Here is a 21,201-nt window from a genome sequence, read left to right as displayed (position 1 = left end):
ATGCCAAAAAAAGCAGCAAAGCGCCCTTCTTTATTTAAGTCATTTAAGCGAAGTCTATTTAATAAGTTATTAAAAAATAAACATTTAAAAAACTCAATTACACTTGAACACAGAACAATTTATGTATTGCCATCGTCCCTAGGTTGGTACTTTGTAATTGTGGCTATTTTAAACTTTGTGATGGGCATTAATTATCAAAATAATTTAATTTTAATAATGTCTTATCTTATGTTTGTGGTAATGATTATTGCTGTATTAATGGGTTACAGTAACGCTAAAGGCTTAACAGTTAAATTTAAAGATACATTTAACAGCTACGCTCCTCAAAAACCGAGTATTGTATTTGAATTACAAAAACCTTCAGTTGCCCAATCAATTAATTTAACATACCAAGGTAGTGAGCACACTCACAAACATACCGACCAAGTTGATAGTAAGCCTCAGTTACTTACGCTCAGCTTACCCTACAGCACACGCGGTAAATACACAGTGCAACGTATTAAAATAGCGAGTAATTATCCCTTTGGTTTAATTACTGTTTGGAGCTACATTCAATTACAAACAGATATTTTTGTTTACCCGTCGCTTGAGCAAATACACAGTGATGCGCATGTTTCTGTGCTTGATGAGCAAGCCGATAAAGGGATTTCTACACAATCGGGTAGCGAAGAGTTTGAGTCTCTCATCCCACATTTACCTGAGATGGGCTTGCAAAGAGTGTCGTGGAAGCATTACGCAAAAACACAGCAGTTGTTAGTTAAAGAGTTTGTAGACTTTAAAACAGCGAATGCGCTCCTCGATTTTACGTTGATGAATGGGGATACCGAACAACGTTTAAGCCAGTTATGTTTTTTAGTGTGTGAAGCAACCGAGCAGAATACCCCTTTTATGTTAAAGCTTCCGGGTAAAACAATAAATACAAATACCGGGCATCAGCATAAGCTGCAATGTTTAGCGTTATTATGCTCATTTAATGGTGATGTGTAATGAACATAATTAAAAACGAAAAAGTAATAAATTATTCACTGTCATTTATATATGCATGTTTAATTGTATTTTTTGTATCACATTTACCGCTTGTTTTTGTAGGTGTACTTGCACTTATTTGTGCCTGGAACTTTTACATAACGCTGAATAATAAACCAAAGCCAAATGCTTGGCTAGCAAACATACTCGCAGGTATGTCACTTGGTTTGATGCTCTATACCATAGGCATGTCAGATACGGTTATTTTATTTGTAGCCATGTTACTACTTGCTAGTTTATTTAAGCTGCTACAGGCTAAAACCAAAAAGCACTATCATGTAATTACAACGCTTACGTTTTTTTCACTCTCATCGGTGTATTTATTTAACCAAAGCATTTTAACGACTTTAACTGTAAGTGGTTTATACATATTAAATTTTGCAGTACTTGGCCTACTCGAATCCAAACATAATTTAAAAATAGCCTCTAAGCAAAGCGGTAAATTACTACTTTTAGCGCTTCCGTTAGCTATATTTTTACTGCTTTTTTTACCAAAAATGCCAGCTTTTTGGCAGCTTCCTGGGCCTAAGCTTGCAAAAACTGGGCTTTCTGAACAAGTCGATCCATTCGATATTGCAAAGCTTTCAAACTCAGATGAGCTTGTTTTTAGAGCTAAATTTAACGAAGAAAAACCTGTAGCGCCTTATTATTGGCGAGCAATCGTCCATGATGAATTTAATGGCAATGCGTGGCTTACGTCTGACTTTTTAAAATATAATAATTTAAAAACAAATACGCAGAGCGAAAATGATGAGCAACTTATAGCAAGCTACTCAGTTATTACAGAGCCTGCTACACAAAAATGGCTCTATGGTTTAGCCTACTCCAGTAGTAACTCACAAAATGTTGAAGGTAATTCGCTAGGTTTATTGCGAAAAAAAAGCCGACAAGCTAAAAACCTACAATACGATGTAAATAGCTTCAACTTTACAGCTTTACCGCTTGGCCAATTTGAAGAAAAACGCTACAAATACCTCATCCATAAAAAAAATGTAAAAACATCATCACTTGCTAAAACCTTAAAGCAAAATACACACTCTGACCGCGATTTTTACAATACCTTATTGCAATACTTTGCAGATACGGGATTTACTTACACGTTAACACCCACTCCTATGAGCGGCGATAACACCATTGATCAATTTTTATTTGATAACCAACGTGGCTTTTGTGGCCATTATGCAAGCGCCGCTGCGTACATATTTAGAACCGCAGGTATACCCGCTCGATTAGTAAGTGGTTATTTAGGTGGTGAATTAAACCAAGATAATAATACACTAACAGTTCGCCAGTACGACGCACATGCATGGGTAGAAGTATATTTACAAAACGAAGGGTGGGTTATTTTTGATGCAACCGCTGTTGTTGCACCAGAGCGTTTGAATGGCTCACTTTCACAAAACCAAGAACTGAATGAAGAATTTAAAAGTAATCTTGATTTTGGTTTAGTGAGTTTAAGTAATTTCCCCGCTATTAATTGGTTAAGGTTGGAACTTGAAAATCTCGATTATCAATGGTCTAGCTGGGTACTTGGTTTTGACGAAGAAAAACAAAATGATTTTTTAAAATCAATTTTTGGTAGTAAAAACATTTGGCTTGTACCATTAATGGTTTTACTAACCGCTGCTTTTTGTTTTATTGGTTATTTTGTTTACTTAAATTTACCAAAACGCCCGGCTAAATTAGCGCCTATGGTTAAAGAGTTTTATGAAGTAAAAGCATGGGCTAATAAACAAAAAATAAATACACCCGATAATTTAACACCAGGTCAGCAGTTAGACTTTTTTGCTGGTCAACTTCCTCATTCTGCGCAATCTATAAACACATTTAGTCAGTTATTTAACCAAGTACGCTATGGTAAAAGACCTTTTACGAAAGAGCGTAAAACTCAGGCTAAAGATCTGATAAAATTAATGAAAATTTCAAAATAGAAAATATTATGAATGCTGTTGTTATAGGCGTTATTTTAATGCTCGGGCTATCTTTGGCTCGCGTTAACGTTATTGTTGCCATGATCATAAGTGCTTTAGTCGCTGGTTTAACCGCAGGCTTGGGTATAAAAGAAAGTGTTGATGCATTTAATTCTGGCCTTTCTGCCGGAGCTGAAATAGCACTAAGTTATGCTATGCTCGGCGCATTTGCCGTTGCAATTTCTAAGTCGGGTTTAACACGCATTCTCGCTGATAAATTACTCGACAAAGTAAATACAAGAGGCAACGGTAATGAAACATTTTTAAGTTACTTCATTTTACTAATTATTTTAGGGTGTGCGATTTCTTCGCAAAACTTAGTGCCTGTACACATAGCGTTTATTCCTATTTTAATCCCGCCGTTACTCGTTGTTTTTAACCAACTAAGGTTAGACAGGCGTGCTATAGCGTGTATTTTAACATTTGGATTAGCAACGTCTTACATGGTGCTTCCTTATGGTTTTGGCGGTATTTACTTATATTCTATTTTGCACAAAAACCTAGTTGATAACGGCCTAGACATTGTAAATACCCAAGTCCCTTTAGCTATGATTATTCCTGCATTAGGTATGTTTATTGGGTTACTTATTGCGGTATTTATTACCTATAAAAAACGCCGCGAATACACCGAGCTCCCATTAACTACTGTGAGTAAATCGGCTGAGGTAGAAAACCCTAAAAAAGTAATGATTGTAGGACTTTTTGCAGTACTTGCCTCACTTGTTGCACAAAACCTAAGTGGCTCAATGATTTTAGGAGGTTTAGTAGGTGTAATGATATTTAGTGTTTTTGGTGTAGTTAAGTGGGAAGAAAACGGCGACGTATTTAGTAAAGGCGTTGCGATGATGGCCATGATTGGTTTTATTATGATATCAGCACAAGGCTTTGCATCGGTTATGCAAGCCACTGGCGATGTAGCGAGCTTAGTACACAGCACAGCCGCCCTTTTTGATGGTAATAAACCCCTTGCCGCCGGTGTTATTTTGTTAGTCGGGTTATTAATTACAATGGGAATTGGTAGTTCGTTTTCAACAGTGCCAATTATTGCTACTTTATTTGTTCCTTTATGTTTAGATCTTGGGTTTTCTGTTATGGCAACCGCTGCACTTGTTGGTACTGCAGGCGCCTTAGGTGATGCAGGCTCCCCTGCTTCAGATTCAACGCTTGGCCCAACATCGGGTTTAAATGCCGATGGCCAGCACGACCATATTAGAGACTCTGTTATCCCAACATTTATTCACTTTAACATTCCGCTGCTTATATTTGGCTGGATTGCAGCAATGGTACTTTAAAAAGTATTTACGTAAGTGTAATTAAATTTAATTAAAAGCTAAATGTAACTAAAAAGGTATGGTAAAAGCATACCTTTTTAGTATCCAAATCCAACAACTCTCACTCCTATCAATTCCCCCCAGTTTGATTACTTTTTTAGTTAATATTAACTCTGTTGTTGAAGTTATATTTAATGAATAATTAGTATGATGTGTTCTTTTAAGTGTTTTATATAAGCACCAATTAAGGTGCTTATATAAATTTACTTTACCGCATATTTAAAGCTTTAAATTAATCAAAACCATAAATCATTTTATCGCATACTACCGGAGTCGGTCTGTGGTTATCGTCTACAGCTACAAACGTAAAGCTACCACTAATGGCTGAGTGCTTATCGTCTCTGTGCATCGTTTCTAATAGTATATCTACATCAACTTTTAAGCTGGTGTTACCTACATGGACTACTTTAGCGATTAACTCTGCAAAGGTACCCGCTGGTATCGCTTCTTTAAAATCAACTCTATCGGAGGATATAGTTACCAAAGGTTTACGACAAAAACGAGTAGCTGCTATAAATGCCACTTCATCCATCCACGCCAGTGCATCTCCACCAAATAATGTATTATGATGATTAGTACGCCCTGGAAACACTGTTTTAGTTACCGATGTGGTTGAATCTTCAATGCGCTGAGCAATTATTTCATCGCGATTTACGTCAGTCATAGTCTCTACTTTTTGTTTGCTAATGTATTTTGCATTAGTAATGCAGGATCAAGGCGTTCGCCTTTCCAGTTAAAACGCCAATCTAGATGAGGACCCGTTACACGGCCTGTTGCACCAATTTCAGCCACTTTGTTACCTTGCTTAATTTTGTCACCCACTTTTACATCAAGCTTACTTAAATGAATGTAAGTTGAGGTAATACCATGGCCATGATCAATAATTAATGTACCGCCTGAGTAGTATAAATCAGATTCAGCAAATACCACGGTACCACTAATTGGCGCGTAAACAGGAGAACCTGTTTTATTAGCGATGTCTAAGCCAAAGTGCGGACGACGAGGCTCGCCATTAAAATAGCGCTGACTGCCGTAAACACCCGATATACGCCCTTCTGCAGGCTTTAACACAGGGTCTAAAAAGTACAGTAAATCAGAGTCTACTTCTCTCGCTTTTCGCACAGCAACAGCTTCGCGGCTTATACGTGCACTGACTTCTTTTGCCGGTGAAACATACTTCTTAGCCACGCCGGTAATTTTATCAATTTCATATTCACGCTTAGTTATGGCTAGCGGCTGAGAATGAGATTTACCCGTGTTATCTACCCATTTTAGAGTATGAGTCGTTTCAGCGTCACGACCAAAACCAAACACAAAATCACCCTTTGGTGAAAGTTTTAAACTTTTGCCATCTAAGCTTACTGATTTAGCGTTTTCTAGCTTTCCAGTAACTAAACCGCCTTGTGTTAAATGTCCTTTTAACTCAAGCGCCATAGTACTAAAGCTAGCAGAGGCAACAAGCGCTGTTGCTAAAAGTGTTTTAAACATAACTAATCGATCCTTTTCCAACCCCTTCATAAGCGGTTACTTTCACTGCTTTTTCTGGGTATTGGGCTTTAATTTGGCCAGCTACATGTTCAGCAATACATTCTACAGTGGTGTCTACTTGTAAAATGTCGCAACGAGACTCGCTAATCGCCATTTCAAAATAGCCTTGTGCCGATGTATAAGCAAAACATACATCACCCGCCTTGGCTGTTATGTGTTTTAAATCAGGTGCGTTAATTTGATCTTCACTGGTGGCTAAGTAAATATCTTCCCACTTTTGAGACCATTCTTTTTGCAAGCGCGGCATAGAGATGCCATCTAGGCTAATACCAATTTGAGAACGATGCCCATGAATAATACGCTGGCAATTACCGTCATGCTTTTTAAGGCCATGGCTGTAATGGTAGTAAAAACTTTGGCTGTGTTCAGGCTTAAGAGACAGCTCAATTTTTTCAATGTTATCTGGTAGCTTCGGTAAAATAGTCGCAATTAAAAATTCGGTAACCGATTCAACAGTTACTTCGTCTGCGTTAATCATGCAATAAGCTTGATGAGGAGCGCTCATAGCTAAGTGATTATTTTCACCAAATGTACAGTCGAGTGTTTTATGCTCGTCAAATTCAGATACAGTGCCATTAAGCCCTGTAGGAATTGCTAAACGGTGATCAATACACTCATCTATAATGCCTTTAATTTGCTTTTTAACTAAACCAAAGTCTAAAACCATAGACTCTTCGTTAAGTTTACCGTGCAAAGTTAAATCAACAATCCAGCTCTCGCCAACGGCGCCGCGTTTGTTACATAAGTAAGAAAAATCAATCACAGTTAGTGAGTTAACAAAAAGGATCATAAACTTCCTTTAGACTGGTTATAAGACAGCGTTAATTATAATGATTTCTGATTGTAATTGCGCGGTTTTATAGTGCAAAAACCAATCGTGTTGATTGATTGATGATTTAATATGCAATATTTTGATTTTTTAACTGCTCCGAGTTGTTTAGCGTACAAGTGTACGCTAAAGTACTTGGCAATTTCTAAGCGAAGATAAGTGTTATGGAACCTAAAAATAGCTATACAAAAGAAGATTTGATCCTGTGTGGTCAAGGTGAAATGTTTGGTGAAGGCAACTGCCGTTTACCAAGTGACAACATGTTAATGATGGACCGCATTACCTCTATTACTGCTGATGGCGGAATTCATGGTAAAGGTGAAATTGTTGCTGAGCTTGATATTGACCCTAGCCTGTGGTTTTTCGATTGCCATTTTAAAGGCGACCCAGTAATGCCAGGTTGTTTAGGATTAGATGCTATGTGGCAACTAGTTGGCTTTTACTTAGGTTGGTCTGGTGGCCCTGGTCTTGGTCGTGCGCTAGGTGTGGGTGAAGTTAAATTTACTGGCCAAATTTTACCAACTAATAAAAAAGTAACTTACCGTCTTGTAATGAAACGCGTAATTAAACGTAAATTGTTTATGGGCGTTGCCGATGGCACTGTAGAAGTAGATGGCCGAGTAATCTACGAAGCAAAAGATTTAAAAGTGGGCTTGTTCCAAGACACTAGTGCATTTTAATTTTTAAACGCACAAACAAAAAGGCCTCCAATGTGGAGGCCTTTTTGCTTAAATTCGATTATTGGTTTTAGGTTTTGTACATGTTGCGGTTTTCAATCGCTTCACGCCAACCTCCTAACCACTCTGATTTTGGATCTACTTGTTGATAAGGGCATAGCTCTTTTGAGCGACCTGCTAAACCTGCTTTAAAACCTTGAGAATGAGCTCTTTCTAAACGATCTCTTTTCTGTCTCTTCATCGGTAATATCCTCACCTTTTTATTTATATATTGTGTAGCATTAGTGAAATCTACATTTAATGAATAGTTAATAAAAATGTAAAATTCAAATTGTAATAGCAATTAAATTGTTTGACTTTAACTAAGCTGCTGATGCAAAAATGAATTAACATTTAAAAAAGTAAGTGGTCATACAACATTTAATTTGACCGGTTCGTAATAACAAATTGGCGATTTAATAATCGCTAAAAAGCACTTGTGTGCTTTAATTGTGACCGACTAATATTGACTAAGTTCCAAACAAAAATGTAATCGTGACACTTTTATTTCATTAATCTTAAATTAGTAGCACCCTCCCAAATTTGAACTATTTTTAAACAATCTAAATTTATACTTGATTATTTAAAGTCGATCGGTCTAATATGAGTACATGAATAAAAATACATCAACACCAATACGCCGTGGTCGCCCACCAAAAATAGCCAGAGAAAACGCCGATACAAAAGCGTTACTCATTCGCACAGGCCTAGAAACCCTAACCGAATTTGGCTTTAGCGCCACAGGGCTCGATACAATTTTAAAAAAAGCAGCTGTACCTAAAGGCTCTTTTTATCATTACTTTAAAAGTAAAGAAGCCTACGGTATTGCGTTAGTTGATGCATACGACAGTTATTTTATTGCCAAGCTTACCCATTACCTACAGCAAGAAGATGTTCCCCCACTTGAGCGAATCATTAATTTTACCCAAAGCGCAATTAAAGGGATGAAAAAATACGATTACAAACGTGGCTGTTTAGTCGGTAACTTAAATCAAGAGCTTAACCATTTAAGTGAAGAGTTTAAAACCAGATTAATGCAAAGCTACACCGCTTGGCAAAACCATGTAGAGGTTTGCTTAAACCAAGCTAAGCAACAAGGCACTATTGCAAGCCATGTAAATACAAAATTGATGAGTGAGTACTTTTGGATTGGTTGGGAAGGCGCTGTTATGCGCGCCAAGCTCACAAAATCAAATACCCCACTTACTTTATATACAGAAATGTTTTTGCGCGCATTATTAACCTAATGCGTTTTTATTTACCAATTAAAAGACGATCGGTCTAAAAGGATATCCCATGAGTAACCCAATTAAAGCCATTGTTATTAATAAAGAAGATAATAACTATAGCGCTTCATTATCAACTATCGAAAATAGTGATTTACCAAACGAAAATGTATCTATCGACGTGCTATACAGCACACTTAACTATAAAGATGGTTTAGCAATTACTGGCAAAGGCCCTGTTGTACGCAGTTTTCCTATGGTGCCAGGTATTGATTTAGTGGGTACTGTTACAAATTCCACCAGCGATGAATTTAAAAACGGCGATAACGTAATATTAAATGGCTTTGGTGTAGGCGAAAAACATTGGGGCGGGCTTGCTCAAAAAGCGGCACTTAATAGCGATTGGCTAATCCCCTTACCTACTGGTATTTCTCCAAAACAAGCGATGCAAATAGGCACTGCGGGTTATACCGCCATGCTAAGTGTTATAGCACTTCAAAAACAAGGTATTACGCCTGAATCTGGCGAAATACTGGTAACTGGTGCTAATGGTGGCGTAGGCAGCTTTGCTATTTATTTATTAAACCAGCTTGGGTTTAACGTAACAGCAGCAACGGGTCGATTAGATCAAAGTGAGTATTTAAAAGAGTTAGGCGCTTCACAAATAATTGACCGAAATGAGTTTTCAAACCCGGGTAAGCCTTTGCAAAAAGAGCGATTTGCAGCGGCAATAGATTCAGTAGGTAGCCATACACTTGCCAATATTTGTGCATCATTAAAATATGGTGGCGTAGTAACCGCCTGCGGACTTGCCCAAGGCATGGATTTACCTGCCTCAGTTGCCCCATTTATATTACGTGGTGTATCTCTTATAGGCATTGATAGCGTAATGCGTCCTAAAGCCGACAGAATTGAAGCATGGGATCGTTTAGCTAAATTAGTAAGCGCCGATTACTTAGATAAAATTTCTACTGAAATTTCACTAGAAGACGTAATTAATAACGCAGAGCAACTTATGCAAGGCAAAATTCGCGGTCGTGTTGTAGTTAATTGTCAAAGTTAATTAAATAATAATAAGCCACATTGTAATATGTGGCTTAAAAGTTTATTTAGGCACCGAATGCAGCTAATTTTTCAGCTAATTCTGTTTTTGTAATCAAACCCATTTCTTCTTGCTTTTTAAGCTTGCGAATGTTGTCAAAGTTATCTAGTTTTAAACGTGCTTTAGCTAACTTTTCTTCCATTTCTTCTTTAGATAAAACATCAAGTTTTACTGCTTTTTCTAACTTCTCTTTTTCTTGATCGTATTCTTTTTGAAAAATTGCTTTTTCTTGAATTATAATTTGATCTTTTATTTTCTTTTCAATTTTAATGGCTTCATCTTCAAGCTCAATCTTTTTCTCTAAAAGAGGTTCTATTCTTGATAAAGGCTCTTGTAAAGCAACTTCAACATTTTCACCTTGGTTAGCTAAAAGGTTCTCAACATATTTTTTACCAATATCTTTGTAACCAATATTAAGCTGACCTTCGATTGAAGTGATTTCTGAACGAATCGCTGAAAGTTTTGCGTTTTCTTTTGCTGAAGTAGCAATATCACTACTTAGCTTTGATGTAGATTCACTAATATTTGAGCCAATAGTGCTTGCTTGAGTTTTGATCTTATTAAAAAGTCCCATTTCGTAATATTCCTTAATCTTTAATACTATAAATTGGCATCTTGCCGTATTTTATAAAGCTTTTTAATATTACCGATTATTTAAACACGTGTAAATTTTATCTTTCAATTCATTGTATGTGTAGATTTTGAGTATCAAAACTTATAGATAAAACTTATAATGCAATTTGTATTTTAATAATGAGGCAACACCTATGAGCAACCAAGAACTTTTCAGTAATAACCCACTGCAAGGCGTAAAATTAGAACAAGTGGTTGAAGAGCTGGTTGAACAATACGGGTGGGAACTCCTACACGCTTATTTACAACTTAACTGCTTTAAAAACAATCCTGATGTTAAGTCTGCGGTTAAATTTTTACGTAAAACACAATGGGCACAAGAAAAAGTAGATAACTTTTACCTTTATCGTCTTAAAAACTTACCTAAGCCTGATGATGTGCAATACGAATTGCCGCCACGAGATCGTGTTATCCCAGCTGATCATAAACCAGGTGAACCGTGTGAACTTAGTTTTGTTGATGCTAAACGTATTATAGAGAAAAAAGAATCTAAGCAACGTGCTCGCGATCGTAAACAGCGTTCTAATTCTAGTAACCCTTGGGGTAACTAAACACGCTAATTTAAGGTTGAAGGGCTGTTTATAAATAGCTCTTCAACTATTTCCTCATTAACTTCAATTATATCCGCGTTACATAGCCAATAAATAACAATTAGTACCCTCGGTTTTTCCAAAAATCTGTTTCAGTGCGCTCTGCCTCTAATGCCACATTAAAAGTTTTATCAGCAATGATTTTCCTATTTAGCTCAATCGTCATACGCCAATCACCCAATTTATTCTCTATTGGCAACCAAAGCGTGTCGCCTAAATAAAAGTTCCAATCACTATTTTTAACGTATACATCGCCTTCAAAGGGGTCCATTACATCACCGTCACTGTCTGGAATATCTGGATGGTATATACAATAGTGAAGCTTTTCGCCTTTACCCTTTTTAATATTTACGATTAAGCCAAACTCAACATCTACCTCAGCTATTACATTTGTTGTAAATTGCTCTATTTGTGGCAATGCTTTACTTTCGCTGTCCCACTTAGAGTAAATACCGTGGCTTTGCAGCGTTACTACAGGTTTTATTTTAGCCATTTAGGTAGCCTTTTATATTAGCTATTTCGGTATTAGTCTAACTTTTTGTAAATTTTAAAATAAAACACAATCCAATAAAGTTAAATCTCAACTTAGCTTTAATACTTCGCCTATTTATATAATTGCTAATTTGTCATCATTGTTTACACACTATTTGCACAATTGCTGATTATTGTTTGAGTAACTTAATTGATCAGGTAGGCAGCAATGCAACAACACGCACTTAATAATAATAATCGAAATAGGATAAATGCTTTAAAGCTCACTTCTCTTGCTTTAATTGTTTCATCGTTAGTTGCATGTGGTGGTGGAGAAGGCATAACTGATAGCTCATCACAAACCACCACAGATAATGGCACAGGTAGCAGCAGTTCAACCCAAAGTGTACTTTGTGAATATAGCTACAGCGAATATAACGAGTCAGAATCAGTACAAGCCACCAGCGCTGCAGATTGGTCATGCACAGGAACTACACGCGATTTAGCAGCTAACGGCATACCCGATCACGAAGTAGGTACATTCCCTAATGCCGATAACCCAAATACTATTTCTGAACAATCAGTAAATGAAAGCTACACACTTGAGCCTGTAGAAACAACACAAGCAACCATGCTTGGGGGCCCTCGTGGAATGATAGGCGTTGTACTTAATGGCATTAAAATAGACGCTGGTACAGGCGGAAGTTGTGATGATTCAGGCACCGATTGCGATTTAGGCGACAACAGCGGCAACTGGAATATAGAAGCCCTAAGCCAAGACACGTTTAGTTTTGGAACAGACGACAACAATGCACACGTACAACCCGATGGCACATATCATTATCATGGTATGCCTGAAGGCTTTGTAACACTGCGAGGTGGCAATGGCTCCACTATGACTCTAATAGGCTGGGCAGCAGATGGCTTTCCTATATATGCACGTTACGGCTATTCAGACTCAAGTGATGCAACTTCAGCCCTAACCGTAATGACCGGTAGCTACCAACACATAACAACCGTAAGCGCAAACCGCCCTTCTACCGATATATACCCACTAGGTACATTTGCACAAGATTGGGAATACGTAGCAGGCTCTGGTGATTTAGATGAATGTAATGGCCGCGTTGGCGTAACACCTGAGTTTCCTGATGGGATATACCACTACTACGCAACAGACACTTACCCGTTTTTTCAGCGCTGCGTTAAAGGCGAAGTTTAATTAGGAGTAAGCTATGCCTTATATGAAAAATTATCTGTTAAGTGTGACCACATTGGGCTTATTGAGCACATCAACATTAGCAAACGCGCATTTAATGGTTGCAGAGCACGGTACGCTGAATTTTGTTGATAATAACGTGTTTATTGTGCTTTCAATCCCTATGTCGGCTTTTAAAGGGGTTGATGAAAACAAGGATGGCAAAGTATCAATAGTTGAGTTTAATGCTCATAAAAAACAAATAAGTAAGCAAGTTAAAAAGAACGTTTATTTAGCAGATCATCAGTATAAATTTACTATTGACGGACTTTTGCTAAACCCAGAAGCGTCGCATACACTTAAAAGCGACAATATAGACCAAGTAACCATTACTGGGCGCTACTCTTTGCCTAGTAAACTAACCAAAGTTAACTTTAACGTTAAGCTATTTAGTAACAATGAGCACAAGCAGCATTATCAAATAACAGCGACTAATAAAACGCAAAAACTTACTCATCAATTTGAGCTATCACCAACGTCGCCCTTTAGTAACGTGTTTTAAGAAGTAAAACCTAACCGTATAATTAAGTAGCAAAGAGTACACGTTAAACAAACTTGTGCTCTTTTTTTATCTTTGTCTTTTCATTCAACACTCTTAATTTAAGCACTTTCTATAAAGATACAAGTTTAGGATTTTTAGGAAAGTAATGCTCTTCTTGCTGCTCACATAAACTAAACTCTCGTGTGTTTTTATATGGCAACTTCATAAAGCCCGCAACACCCACGTCCGTAATATTTACCGCGTATTGCATAAGTTTATTAAGCAAACGTTTAAACTCAACCTCTTTGGTCGAATCAAGCAAGCGGTAGTAATGGTGAATTTTCATTCTATCCGGCAGTGCTTCAAAAATAATACACCCCGTATGATGAATTTGGTTAAGCTCAAATACGCATTTAATAACTTTTTTAGGTAGCTGTAGTTGCTCATCAGGGTCTTTACCGTCTTCAAAGTATGAATGCGGGCGGGTTATGTCGTTTGCCTTCATGCTTACAACTTCGTATTCAAGCTCTGGTAGGCTATCAAACTTAAATGCACCCGTGCCATCTCGCTCTAGTTGAATGGTTTTACGGGCATCAAACAAACAACACTTAAATAACCCTTTTTGATTAATCGCTTGCGCGAGCATTACCGTGTTATTAATCGCATCACTAAAGGCATCACCCAATGATTCGTCATGCATAATTAGAGACGATTCAACAAACATCGACTCATCCTTCCAATGAAAACTAAGCCCACCAACAACAGGGTACTTAGCTAATCGGCTTATTGATGCTAAAAATGCTTTTTCGGTATCGCCTGTATCAAACAAAAACTCTTTATAATAACGGTCAAGTTGCGCGTCGTTTATATCTAGTAATTGCTGGTTATGATCGGCTTGGCGTAAAAACTGTTTTCGTGAACTATATACCACCGTGTCGGGCTGCTCATCGTTGCCATACCAAAAAGGGATATCTGCTTTTTTTGTTTTTTATCAAGCTCAGGTAAATACGCTTTAGCCATAGTTGTAATGTTACGCATAAAGTAATCGCCAGCACCATCACGTTGTGCCTTACTTTTAGATAGCATGCCATCAATAACTTTAGCCAGTTCTTTTGGGAGCCCTAAGCTGCTTGCAGGGATGGCTTGCGCACCAAAGCGACACGACTGCGCCGACGCTAACGCATACAACGTAGCAGCTACACCTTGTTCGTCAAATCGTGGGGATGATTGCTCCCCCGACATTTGCGCTTCACCAATAAAGTACACATCGCCCATACGAGCATTAGTTGTACTTAAATCGCCCGACATTAAATCCATAAAGTTACTGGCAACAGGATTACCATCACTATCGAGCTGTGCATACACAGAGCTGCCCCAATCCACTAACGAAAGCGCGTCAGTGTTTGCATCCCAAACAAGGTTTGAAGGTTTTATATCGCCATGCACTATAGGTTGTGGGCTAATGCCATTTTTGTGGCTGCGTAAATCAATTAATACATTACGTAACCTAACAGCTAGCGCCATTATTTGCGCGGCACTAAAGCGCCCTGTTTTAAGCGATACTTTTTCAAGGTCCTCTCCAATGGCGCGCGCCATCATTAAAATCCCTTGTTTTTTAATTCGCTCAAACGCATAAAAGGTAGGCACTAAGGGGTTATTAATTTGCGAAAGCATATACGCTTCGTCTTCTAGGCGGTCACGTACACTTTGGGCCAGTGTAATACGCGAAAACTTAAATACCCAAGGTAAGCCGTTATCGTCATCACCTGCAAACACAAAACCAAAAGCACCCGAGCCAATCATTTCAACGTTTTTGTAGCCCAGCAGTGTTAGCTGCTTAATACAAATATTAAGCCACTGTCGGTGTTTTTTAGCATCGCGGTGCGAAAGCAAATAAACAGATTGCTCTTCGTTGATATAAAAATTGCGGATTTCTTTGGCTTTCAATACAGGTACTCAAACTTATAAAACTAACCAATTATTAGTTTTATGTAATGAGATTACAATAGGTTAAATAAGAGTTTTGAAATCGTTGAATAATACAGAGCTAAAATAGCGCCATAGCAGTAAATTTAAGTGTAAACGTTAAAGTTCAAAGTAAGCCTTCCACAATGCACTGTATATAAATACAGTGCATTGTTTTTACTAACTTTCAATAACACGAAGTTGCTTAAGTAATGTCACATCTATGTGCGTTTGATAATAATATTTATTAGTGGCTCTACCACAGCTCATAAAATCGATCTTAGCGGATATTAAGGCGCATTGCGCTGAGAAGGATCTGTTTTAAAGCTTTTTAGTAAACTTTGCGGGTCAACCACCTCGGTATGCTCTTTAGCAGCCTGCGCCCACCATATTAGTTGACTAAACGTGCGTGAGAAATAATTAAACCACGATGATTGACTCTCTCCTGTAACAGGTTTGCCATCCTCATTTAACACATCTTGCGCCTTTGGCACGTGTATCATCGCCGATACCGGCAAACAGCCGAGTTCAGATAAAAACGTGCGCATACTAATGGCCGCTCTTACGCCACCCCACTGTCCTGCTGAGTAAGTTACTATTGCACTTGGTTTATACGAAAATAATGAGCTACCAAAATGATTAAGTAAGTCAGCGAGAGCTGGACTCATGCTGTGATTGTACTCTGGGCTAATCATTATATACCCATCTGCGGCTTTAATTTTATCAGCTAATAGAGTGAGCTCTGTAGGTGCATTACTTTTAGCGTATGCAAAATGTGGTTTAAATACGTTTTCGCTAGGAAAATCCAACGCATCAATTAGCTCAAACTCATGATCGCCAAAATGCTCTGTTAAGCATTCTATACAAGCCCTAGAAACCCTTAAGCCTAAGCGAGCTGGTTTTGGTGGAGTGCTATCGCGTACTGTGCCTAAAAATACTAAAAACTTCATATGTAATTCTCAACTGTGTTTAAACGATAGCTAAACACTAACATTTTTTAGTTATTGTGTATTACACATACGCATTGTTTATTGATTCAAAACATAATAATAATTAAATTTAAAACTGAAATTTAGCAACAACCGCACCGTTAAATATATTTTATCGTGTGTTACTATTTGCTCCTAATATCTATTTAATCATGCAGCAAGGGTTTTACCCAGTGGGCTCTGAACTGCCTAAAAGTAAAACACACTGCTTCAGACTCAACCTTGAAAAAGCACGCCCTAATATTGATAACTTAGCCCTACACCACCCCAAAATATATTTCGAAGTGTCTCGTCACCTGCAAAGCGCTTTTCATCTTTATTTACGGCAATGCTATAGCTTGTATATGTGTATAGGGCTAACTGATTAAAAAGCTGATACGACAAGTTTGCAGTAAACTTAACGTTGTTTATTCCGTTGTGTCCATCATTAACATACCCCGCGTTAAACCCCACGCCTGATTGAATATCTACTGATAGTAAATCGTTAATATAAAAATCTTTTTTTACCGCCATCTCCAAAAATGTACCGCTGGCATCAAATGAATGATATACACTACTTAACAACTGAATATCGTCCGCATAAAAATACGCAACGTCGAGGCTTAGCTCATTATCGTGAGCATCAATGCCATCTTCGCGAGCTTTAATATAGTTATAGCCTACATACATCTCTACTCGCTCAGATAAGTGAGCGGTATAAATGGCATTTAAATTAAGCTCTGAATAATCACTACTAAGACCTTTGGCCGCCCAAGGGATCACCGCAAAGTTTTTATAGTTAAACTCAGTAGCAATTGATGCAATACCATTACCAGCAAGGTTATCTCGACCTTCGGTTACATATTGGCTCTCCCATAATGGGTGAATATGTAAATCAAACTCTTTATTTTTATAATTTACGTCAGTATGGGTATGCTTAATATTTCCGCCTACACCCACTTCAAGCTCTTGATAGTGCTCTTGTGCTACTGCTTGTGCGTAAGCTGTATTTACTCCCGCTAGAGTCGTAATAACAAATACATATTTTAAATAGTGAGTCATTTATTAAGTCCAAAACCATCATAAATGGTAAAAAGTGGCGCATAGTATTGTTATAAAACGTGTTAGGGCAATAAATAGATGCATATATATTGTTTTATTTATTAGATTTGAAGTATTTACTAAGTATTACCCATAAACTACAAGTTGCAATTAGCTCGAATTTTAACCAGCAAACCAAAGCCATGTACGCACCGAGCAATGCTCTAGCAGGTACTTAATTTAATAGTTCAAATAAGAGTTATAGTACTCACGGTGAGGTGTTCCCTATTGCAAAAACAGGAAAAGTAGGAAGTGTAAAAAAGTGCGGTAACGGGGAAAACTATAAGCAGCAATAACTCATTAAGCTGCTTATTATTCTTAAAATTATTAACCTAATTTGTTAGCCAGTTTAGTGACTTAAATAAGCCATAAGGACAATCAATGCAACATAAAAACAAAAACCGAGTAAGAAGATTAAGTCGACTCTTCTAGCTTTACTCGCTTTATAAGATGCAAAATCCTTAAACTCGCTTTTATACAACCCAAACGTAACCACTTTTAATAATAGCCAACCGGTCGAGTAAAATAAAAAGCTCAAGCCAGTATCAACTATTAGCCAAATAAAAATCTCAAATGCAATACTCATTAACTATGTCCATTAGTTTGGAATACAAAAACTATATCAGCTATGTGTTTAAAATACAGCCAGCTAAGTTAATTAAGGTGTAACAGTAAATTTAGTTAAACCTATTAACTGGCCTGATTCGGTAACTACTTTTACTTGCCACTTACCAACAGAGTCACTAGGGAAATTTACCTTGTGGGTCCATGCTCTGTACCCTAGCTCTCTCCCGCCGTTTATATTTAATGTGATCCGATCAACTTCTTTTTTATTATGAAGCCACACATGAAATATTTTTTCATTTAAGCCTCTTGGTGCTTTAACAGCAGTCCAACTATATAAACCTTGATGGTGCAGTGTATAAGAGTCTAACTGTTTGATACTCCCTACTGGCTTTTTATGCTGTAAATCAACTTCATGAGCTAACGTAATATCGGTTAATCGCAGCGCTGCAGGAGGCACATAGCTTCTTAATTGCCACACAGCAGTGCTTAAAGCACATAAAATCAATACAAGAATAGGAAAACGCCACCAGGGTGCATTAGGCATTAAATTGTTTAAACTCGGTAGAGTAACCACTACAGCCGTTACAAGGGCGGCGGCTAAACTTTGGCTTGTTGTAAGGTTTAATAAAATAGGTAAGGTAACAAGCAAAACAACGAATAAAGCAAAGTTATGAAATACACTAAATAGCGTGCGGTTTTTAGCAAGTTTTTTGTAATAAAAGGGATCGATAACCGATATAACCGCACACAAAACAATAAGGGAGGTAAAAATTGCTTGAGGATGATCCCACTGCGTAACCGCTAAAAAAAACGGCAAAGCAAAAAATAGGCTTTCTTGTTGCACCATTTGCAGTGCAAAACGCATTACATTAGGAGATACAGCCACACCAAACTTTTCTTCTACTTTGTCCCGTAACCAATTATCAATAATTAGCCACAACCAACTAATCAGTAAAAATATCGCAATAACTTGCGAAAAAGACTCTTTTCTATCTACAAGTGCAAAGCTAGCAACGCCCGACAAAAACGCTAACACAGCCAACAATCCAGGTCGCTTTTGCATCGCGCTTATAAATTTAGCGATTATATTTTTACAGTAATCCATGTATGAGTGTTTCCGTACGGGTACGTACTTTATTATTTTTATTCAGAGTATGATTAGTTTAACCAAGTTTAAATGAACAACAGATAGACGGATGGATTTATACGCGTCATTTAACAGAACATCAAACTAACCGTTTTTAATTAAATAAAAGCTCGGCATAGCGCTTCATTGGTACGTTTATTAATTTTTGCAACGCATGCGCTTTAGCAAGTAATTCATCCTCACTAAGTACTGGCATTTTATTGTTAAAAGCAAAAACTATTTTATTGCCACCTTCAATAATAAAACTAATAATTTTTCCTACAAATTCTTTCTCAAGTAGTTGATCAAACGCTTCCCTCTGCCCAACTTTGGTATGGCAAATATTAAGTACTAAAACACCATCAAAAGTGAGCGCATTTTTACAATCACGTAAGTAGGATGATTGCACCTGATCTGATTCCATCCCATCTGAGCTATATAAATCAGAAAAAATAACATCCGTTTTTATCTGCGTTTTTTTCATGTAGTTTGCCGCATCACCAATATGAATAAACAAACGTTCTGACACAGGGAGTTCAAAATATTTTATAGCCATATCAGCAACGGCTTTACGGTATTCAACGGTATGTATAGTCAGTGCAGGAAACGCATGATAAAGACTTTTTGCAATAGAGCCCGCCCCAAGTCCCATTATCATCGCGGTTTTTAAGTGCGGAATAAAAAAAAGCGCAGCCATCATAGCTTGCGTATAAGCTAAGCTTAACCCGTTAATATTATTTAATTTAATACAGCTTTGATAAATTTTTCCGTCAAAGCTGAGAATTAGATTCTTTTTTGTTTGATATACATAAACAGGGCCATGCTCATCAGTAGTTGATGCAATACAAGTGCCTTTGATATCCACGAATACTCAATAGGTGAGGTGATGAAAAATGAGTATAACTTACTTAACGTACTACCATTGCTATTAATATGATTTATAGCGCTTTTATTAATTTACAAGCATTTATACGCGTACTCTAAAAAGCAGGTTTATCATTTTAGGTTACACTATCTGCCTTTATAGCTAATTAAAACTCACCCAGTGATGACTCTTAGTACAAACAACTACGCAACATACTAAAAAATTGGCCAATATACTGTTATAGCTTTAAAAAACCCCTTTGAATATTCCTCATGTTCAACATGATTAAAGTGCACACCGAAATAAAGGAAGTCTAAACGGCTAAACATCCATCCTTTATTTTTATCGATTTATGCCTTTTTCTAGTCAATTACTACGTAATCGAATCTAACAATAATGATTAATGAATATGACTCATGTTTTATGTGAAATTAAACCGTTTTTCTTCATATACCAATCAACGTATAAATTACTCATCCTTTAGCGCTAAACACCATTACTAACAACTTAAAGCTGCTTAACAACAAACCAGCAAAGTAAGTTGCAAGGCTAATAAAGCGCAGAGCATCAATCAGGTTTAAATTATAAAATTGGATATAAATACGATGAAAAAAGATTTTACATTTAATATAAAGAGCATTTCACTCGACGAAAATTATCATCCATCAACTAATACGCGTATCACAACCAACTTTGCTAATTTAGCCAGAGGTGAATACCGCAAAGCAAACTTGCGTAACGCCTTAAACATGATTAACAACCGTTTTAATGCCCTAGCCCACTGGGATAACACCAAAGGTGAGCGTTATGCTGTTGAGCTTGAAATTGTCTCTGTTGAGATAGATATTGAAGATGGAGGCGAAAGCTTCCCATCAATCGAAATATTAAAAACAAATATTGTTGACCATAAAACTAATAAGCGCATTGAAGGCATTGTAGGAAACAACTTTTCATCGTATGTACGCGACTACGACTTTAGCGTACTCCTACAAGAGCATAATAAAGGCAAGCCTCAATTTAGTATTCCTGATGACTTTGGGGTTTTACATGGCAAGCTATTTCAGTCATTTGTAAATTCGGATACATATAAACAAAACTTTAAAAAACCACCGGTTATATGCCTAAGTGTGTCAGATAACAAAACCTACAACCGCACCGAAAACCAACACCCGGTACTAGGCGTTGAATACGAGCCAAATGAATCTTCTTTAACTGAGCAATACTTCAAAAAAATGGGCTTGCAGGTACGTTACTTTATGCCGCCAAATAGTGCAGCGCCTTTGGCATTGTTTTTCTTTGGTGATTTACTTAATGATTACAGCAATCTTGAGCTTATAAGCACCATTAGTACGATGGAAACGTTTCAAAAAATACTACAGACCAGAGATTTATAACGCCAACGCAACAGCGGGTAAATCATATAAACCAAAC

20 protein-coding genes and 2 pseudogenes are annotated in these 21,201 nt (G+C 37.3%); 10 read left to right on the top strand and 12 right to left on the bottom strand.

Annotated features, from left to right (window positions below):
* Genes P20652_RS07730 through P20652_RS07740 form a run of 3 tightly spaced genes read left to right on the top strand, consistent with a single transcriptional unit; the run spans window position 1 to window position 4,288 of the window.
* On the top strand, window positions 1–987 hold the full coding sequence (locus P20652_RS07730; RefSeq protein ID WP_008169429.1) for a DUF58 domain-containing protein: 987 nt from the start codon (window positions 1–3) through the stop codon (window positions 985–987).
* The gene (locus P20652_RS07735; protein ID WP_008169427.1) at window positions 987–2,957 is read left to right on the top strand and encodes a DUF3488 and transglutaminase-like domain-containing protein; all 1,971 of its coding nucleotides are present in this window, start codon (window positions 987–989) and stop codon (window positions 2,955–2,957) included. The genes P20652_RS07730 and P20652_RS07735 overlap by 1 nt, the downstream gene beginning before the upstream one ends.
* 8 nt (window positions 2,958–2,965) lie before the next feature.
* Window positions 2,966–4,288 (top strand): Na+/H+ antiporter family protein, encoded by a 1,323-nt coding sequence (locus P20652_RS07740; protein ID WP_008169425.1) that lies wholly within the window; start codon window positions 2,966–2,968, stop codon window positions 4,286–4,288.
* A 271-nt stretch (window positions 4,289–4,559) separates the two neighbouring features.
* Here P20652_RS07740 and P20652_RS07745 read toward each other — a convergent pair whose 3' ends face one another.
* Genes P20652_RS07745 through P20652_RS07755 form a run of 3 tightly spaced genes read right to left on the bottom strand, consistent with a single transcriptional unit; the run spans window position 4,560 to window position 6,665 of the window.
* The gene (locus P20652_RS07745) at window positions 4,560–4,991 is read right to left on the bottom strand and encodes an acyl-CoA thioesterase (RefSeq protein WP_008169421.1); all 432 of its coding nucleotides are present in this window, start codon (window positions 4,989–4,991) and stop codon (window positions 4,560–4,562) included.
* A 5-nt stretch (window positions 4,992–4,996) separates the two neighbouring features.
* Window positions 4,997–5,815, bottom strand: a complete 819-nt coding sequence (locus P20652_RS07750; RefSeq protein ID WP_008169419.1) for a M23 family metallopeptidase — start codon at window positions 5,813–5,815, stop codon at window positions 4,997–4,999.
* Window positions 5,808–6,665: a 6-carboxytetrahydropterin synthase gene (locus P20652_RS07755; RefSeq protein WP_008169417.1), complete on the bottom strand. Its 858-nt coding sequence runs from the start codon at window positions 6,663–6,665 to the stop codon at window positions 5,808–5,810. The genes P20652_RS07750 and P20652_RS07755 overlap by 8 nt, the downstream gene beginning before the upstream one ends.
* A gap of 203 nt (window positions 6,666–6,868) precedes the next feature.
* Between P20652_RS07755 and fabA the strand changes: the two genes are divergently transcribed.
* On the top strand, window positions 6,869–7,384 hold the full coding sequence (gene fabA, locus P20652_RS07760) for a bifunctional 3-hydroxydecanoyl-ACP dehydratase/trans-2-decenoyl-ACP isomerase (RefSeq protein WP_007582756.1): 516 nt from the start codon (window positions 6,869–6,871) through the stop codon (window positions 7,382–7,384).
* A gap of 67 nt (window positions 7,385–7,451) precedes the next feature.
* Here the strand turns inward: fabA and rmf are convergent, their stop codons facing one another.
* On the bottom strand, window positions 7,452–7,622 hold the full coding sequence (gene rmf / locus P20652_RS07765; protein ID WP_002960897.1) for a ribosome modulation factor: 171 nt from the start codon (window positions 7,620–7,622) through the stop codon (window positions 7,452–7,454).
* Between the two features lie 409 nt (window positions 7,623–8,031).
* Here rmf and P20652_RS07770 point away from each other — a divergent pair, with 409 nt between their 5' ends.
* Together P20652_RS07770 and P20652_RS07775 are read left to right on the top strand one after the other, a co-directional pair.
* Complete coding sequence (locus tag P20652_RS07770; RefSeq protein WP_008169414.1) at window positions 8,032–8,667, top strand: TetR/AcrR family transcriptional regulator; 636 nt, start codon at window positions 8,032–8,034, stop codon at window positions 8,665–8,667.
* Window positions 8,668–8,716: 49 nt separating this feature from the next.
* Complete coding sequence (locus P20652_RS07775) at window positions 8,717–9,709, top strand: MDR family oxidoreductase (RefSeq protein WP_008169413.1); 993 nt, start codon at window positions 8,717–8,719, stop codon at window positions 9,707–9,709.
* A 46-nt stretch (window positions 9,710–9,755) separates the two neighbouring features.
* Here the strand turns inward: P20652_RS07775 and P20652_RS07780 are convergent, their stop codons facing one another.
* Window positions 9,756–10,322, bottom strand: coding sequence for a hypothetical protein (locus P20652_RS07780; RefSeq protein ID WP_008169411.1), 567 nt, complete (start codon window positions 10,320–10,322; stop codon window positions 9,756–9,758).
* Window positions 10,323–10,515: 193 nt separating this feature from the next.
* Here P20652_RS07780 and P20652_RS07785 point away from each other — a divergent pair, with 193 nt between their 5' ends.
* The gene (locus tag P20652_RS07785) at window positions 10,516–10,932 is read left to right on the top strand and encodes a VF530 family DNA-binding protein (protein ID WP_008169409.1); all 417 of its coding nucleotides are present in this window, start codon (window positions 10,516–10,518) and stop codon (window positions 10,930–10,932) included.
* 100 nt (window positions 10,933–11,032) lie between these two features.
* Here P20652_RS07785 and P20652_RS07790 read toward each other — a convergent pair whose 3' ends face one another.
* Window positions 11,033–11,464, bottom strand: coding sequence for a DUF3859 domain-containing protein (locus tag P20652_RS07790; protein ID WP_008169405.1), 432 nt, complete (start codon window positions 11,462–11,464; stop codon window positions 11,033–11,035).
* A 207-nt stretch (window positions 11,465–11,671) separates the two neighbouring features.
* On the opposite strand from P20652_RS07790, the gene P20652_RS07795 reads away from it, so the two are divergent.
* Entirely contained in the window at window positions 11,672–12,661 is a 990-nt protein-coding gene (locus P20652_RS07795) for a YHYH protein (protein ID WP_008169404.1), read from the top strand.
* 13 nt (window positions 12,662–12,674) lie between these two features.
* The gene (locus P20652_RS07800) at window positions 12,675–13,199 is read left to right on the top strand and encodes a hypothetical protein (RefSeq protein ID WP_008169403.1); all 525 of its coding nucleotides are present in this window, start codon (window positions 12,675–12,677) and stop codon (window positions 13,197–13,199) included.
* Between the two features lie 109 nt (window positions 13,200–13,308).
* On the opposite strand, the pseudogene P20652_RS18305 reads toward P20652_RS07800, so the two are convergent.
* From P20652_RS18305 to P20652_RS07825, 6 genes and pseudogenes are all read right to left on the bottom strand, one after another.
* Window positions 13,309–15,125 (bottom strand): annotated as a pseudogene (locus tag P20652_RS18305) (serine/threonine protein kinase).
* 308 nt (window positions 15,126–15,433) lie between these two features.
* On the bottom strand, window positions 15,434–16,093 hold the full coding sequence (locus tag P20652_RS07805) for an NADPH-dependent FMN reductase (protein WP_008169400.1): 660 nt from the start codon (window positions 16,091–16,093) through the stop codon (window positions 15,434–15,436).
* 276 nt (window positions 16,094–16,369) lie between these two features.
* Window positions 16,370–17,173 (bottom strand): hypothetical protein, encoded by an 804-nt coding sequence (locus P20652_RS07810; protein ID WP_008169399.1) that lies wholly within the window; start codon window positions 17,171–17,173, stop codon window positions 16,370–16,372.
* Window positions 17,174–17,561: 388 nt separating this feature from the next.
* Window positions 17,562–17,798, bottom strand: coding sequence for a hypothetical protein (locus tag P20652_RS07815; protein ID WP_008169397.1), 237 nt, complete (start codon window positions 17,796–17,798; stop codon window positions 17,562–17,564).
* 72 nt (window positions 17,799–17,870) lie between these two features.
* On the bottom strand, window positions 17,871–18,884 hold the full coding sequence (locus P20652_RS07820) for a DUF5924 family protein (protein ID WP_008169396.1): 1,014 nt from the start codon (window positions 18,882–18,884) through the stop codon (window positions 17,871–17,873).
* Between the two features lie 136 nt (window positions 18,885–19,020).
* Window positions 19,021–19,770, bottom strand: coding sequence for a spermidine synthase (locus P20652_RS07825; RefSeq protein WP_008169394.1), 750 nt, complete (start codon window positions 19,768–19,770; stop codon window positions 19,021–19,023).
* A gap of 605 nt (window positions 19,771–20,375) precedes the next feature.
* On the opposite strand from P20652_RS07825, the pseudogene P20652_RS07830 reads away from it, so the two are divergent.
* Window positions 20,376–21,201 (top strand): annotated as a pseudogene (locus P20652_RS07830) (putative oxygenase MesX); the annotation flags it as partial.

Origin of the sequence: Pseudoalteromonas sp. BSi20652, from assembly GCF_000239855.1 — a bacterium.
Lineage (GTDB): Bacteria > Pseudomonadota > Gammaproteobacteria > Enterobacterales > Alteromonadaceae > Pseudoalteromonas.
Note: the sequence above shows the minus strand (reverse complement) of the source record. Positions and strands in the feature narration are given on the sequence as shown.

Coding starts and splice junctions, on each gene's coding strand:
- fabA (WP_007582756.1), top strand. CDS start 6,869: ATGGAACCTAAAAATAGCTATACAAAAGAAGATTTGATCCTGTGTGGT.
- rmf (WP_002960897.1), bottom strand. CDS start 7,622: ATGAAGAGACAGAAAAGAGATCGTTTAGAAAGAGCTCATTCTCAAGGT.
- P20652_RS07785 (WP_008169409.1), top strand. CDS start 10,516: ATGAGCAACCAAGAACTTTTCAGTAATAACCCACTGCAAGGCGTAAAA.
- P20652_RS07775 (WP_008169413.1), top strand. CDS start 8,717: ATGAGTAACCCAATTAAAGCCATTGTTATTAATAAAGAAGATAATAAC.
- P20652_RS07780 (WP_008169411.1), bottom strand. CDS start 10,322: ATGGGACTTTTTAATAAGATCAAAACTCAAGCAAGCACTATTGGCTCA.
- P20652_RS07745 (WP_008169421.1), bottom strand. CDS start 4,991: ATGACTGACGTAAATCGCGATGAAATAATTGCTCAGCGCATTGAAGAT.
- P20652_RS07805 (WP_008169400.1), bottom strand. CDS start 16,093: ATGAAGTTTTTAGTATTTTTAGGCACAGTACGCGATAGCACTCCACCA.
- P20652_RS07800 (WP_008169403.1), top strand. CDS start 12,675: ATGCCTTATATGAAAAATTATCTGTTAAGTGTGACCACATTGGGCTTA.
- P20652_RS07820 (WP_008169396.1), bottom strand. CDS start 18,884: ATGGATTACTGTAAAAATATAATCGCTAAATTTATAAGCGCGATGCAA.
- P20652_RS07790 (WP_008169405.1), bottom strand. CDS start 11,464: ATGGCTAAAATAAAACCTGTAGTAACGCTGCAAAGCCACGGTATTTAC.
- P20652_RS07750 (WP_008169419.1), bottom strand. CDS start 5,815: ATGTTTAAAACACTTTTAGCAACAGCGCTTGTTGCCTCTGCTAGCTTT.
- P20652_RS07815 (WP_008169397.1), bottom strand. CDS start 17,798: ATGAGTATTGCATTTGAGATTTTTATTTGGCTAATAGTTGATACTGGC.
- P20652_RS07755 (WP_008169417.1), bottom strand. CDS start 6,665: ATGATCCTTTTTGTTAACTCACTAACTGTGATTGATTTTTCTTACTTA.
- P20652_RS07740 (WP_008169425.1), top strand. CDS start 2,966: ATGAATGCTGTTGTTATAGGCGTTATTTTAATGCTCGGGCTATCTTTG.
- P20652_RS07735 (WP_008169427.1), top strand. CDS start 987: ATGAACATAATTAAAAACGAAAAAGTAATAAATTATTCACTGTCATTT.
- P20652_RS07730 (WP_008169429.1), top strand. CDS start 1: ATGCCAAAAAAAGCAGCAAAGCGCCCTTCTTTATTTAAGTCATTTAAG.
- P20652_RS07795 (WP_008169404.1), top strand. CDS start 11,672: ATGCAACAACACGCACTTAATAATAATAATCGAAATAGGATAAATGCT.
- P20652_RS07770 (WP_008169414.1), top strand. CDS start 8,032: ATGAATAAAAATACATCAACACCAATACGCCGTGGTCGCCCACCAAAA.
- P20652_RS07810 (WP_008169399.1), bottom strand. CDS start 17,173: ATGACTCACTATTTAAAATATGTATTTGTTATTACGACTCTAGCGGGA.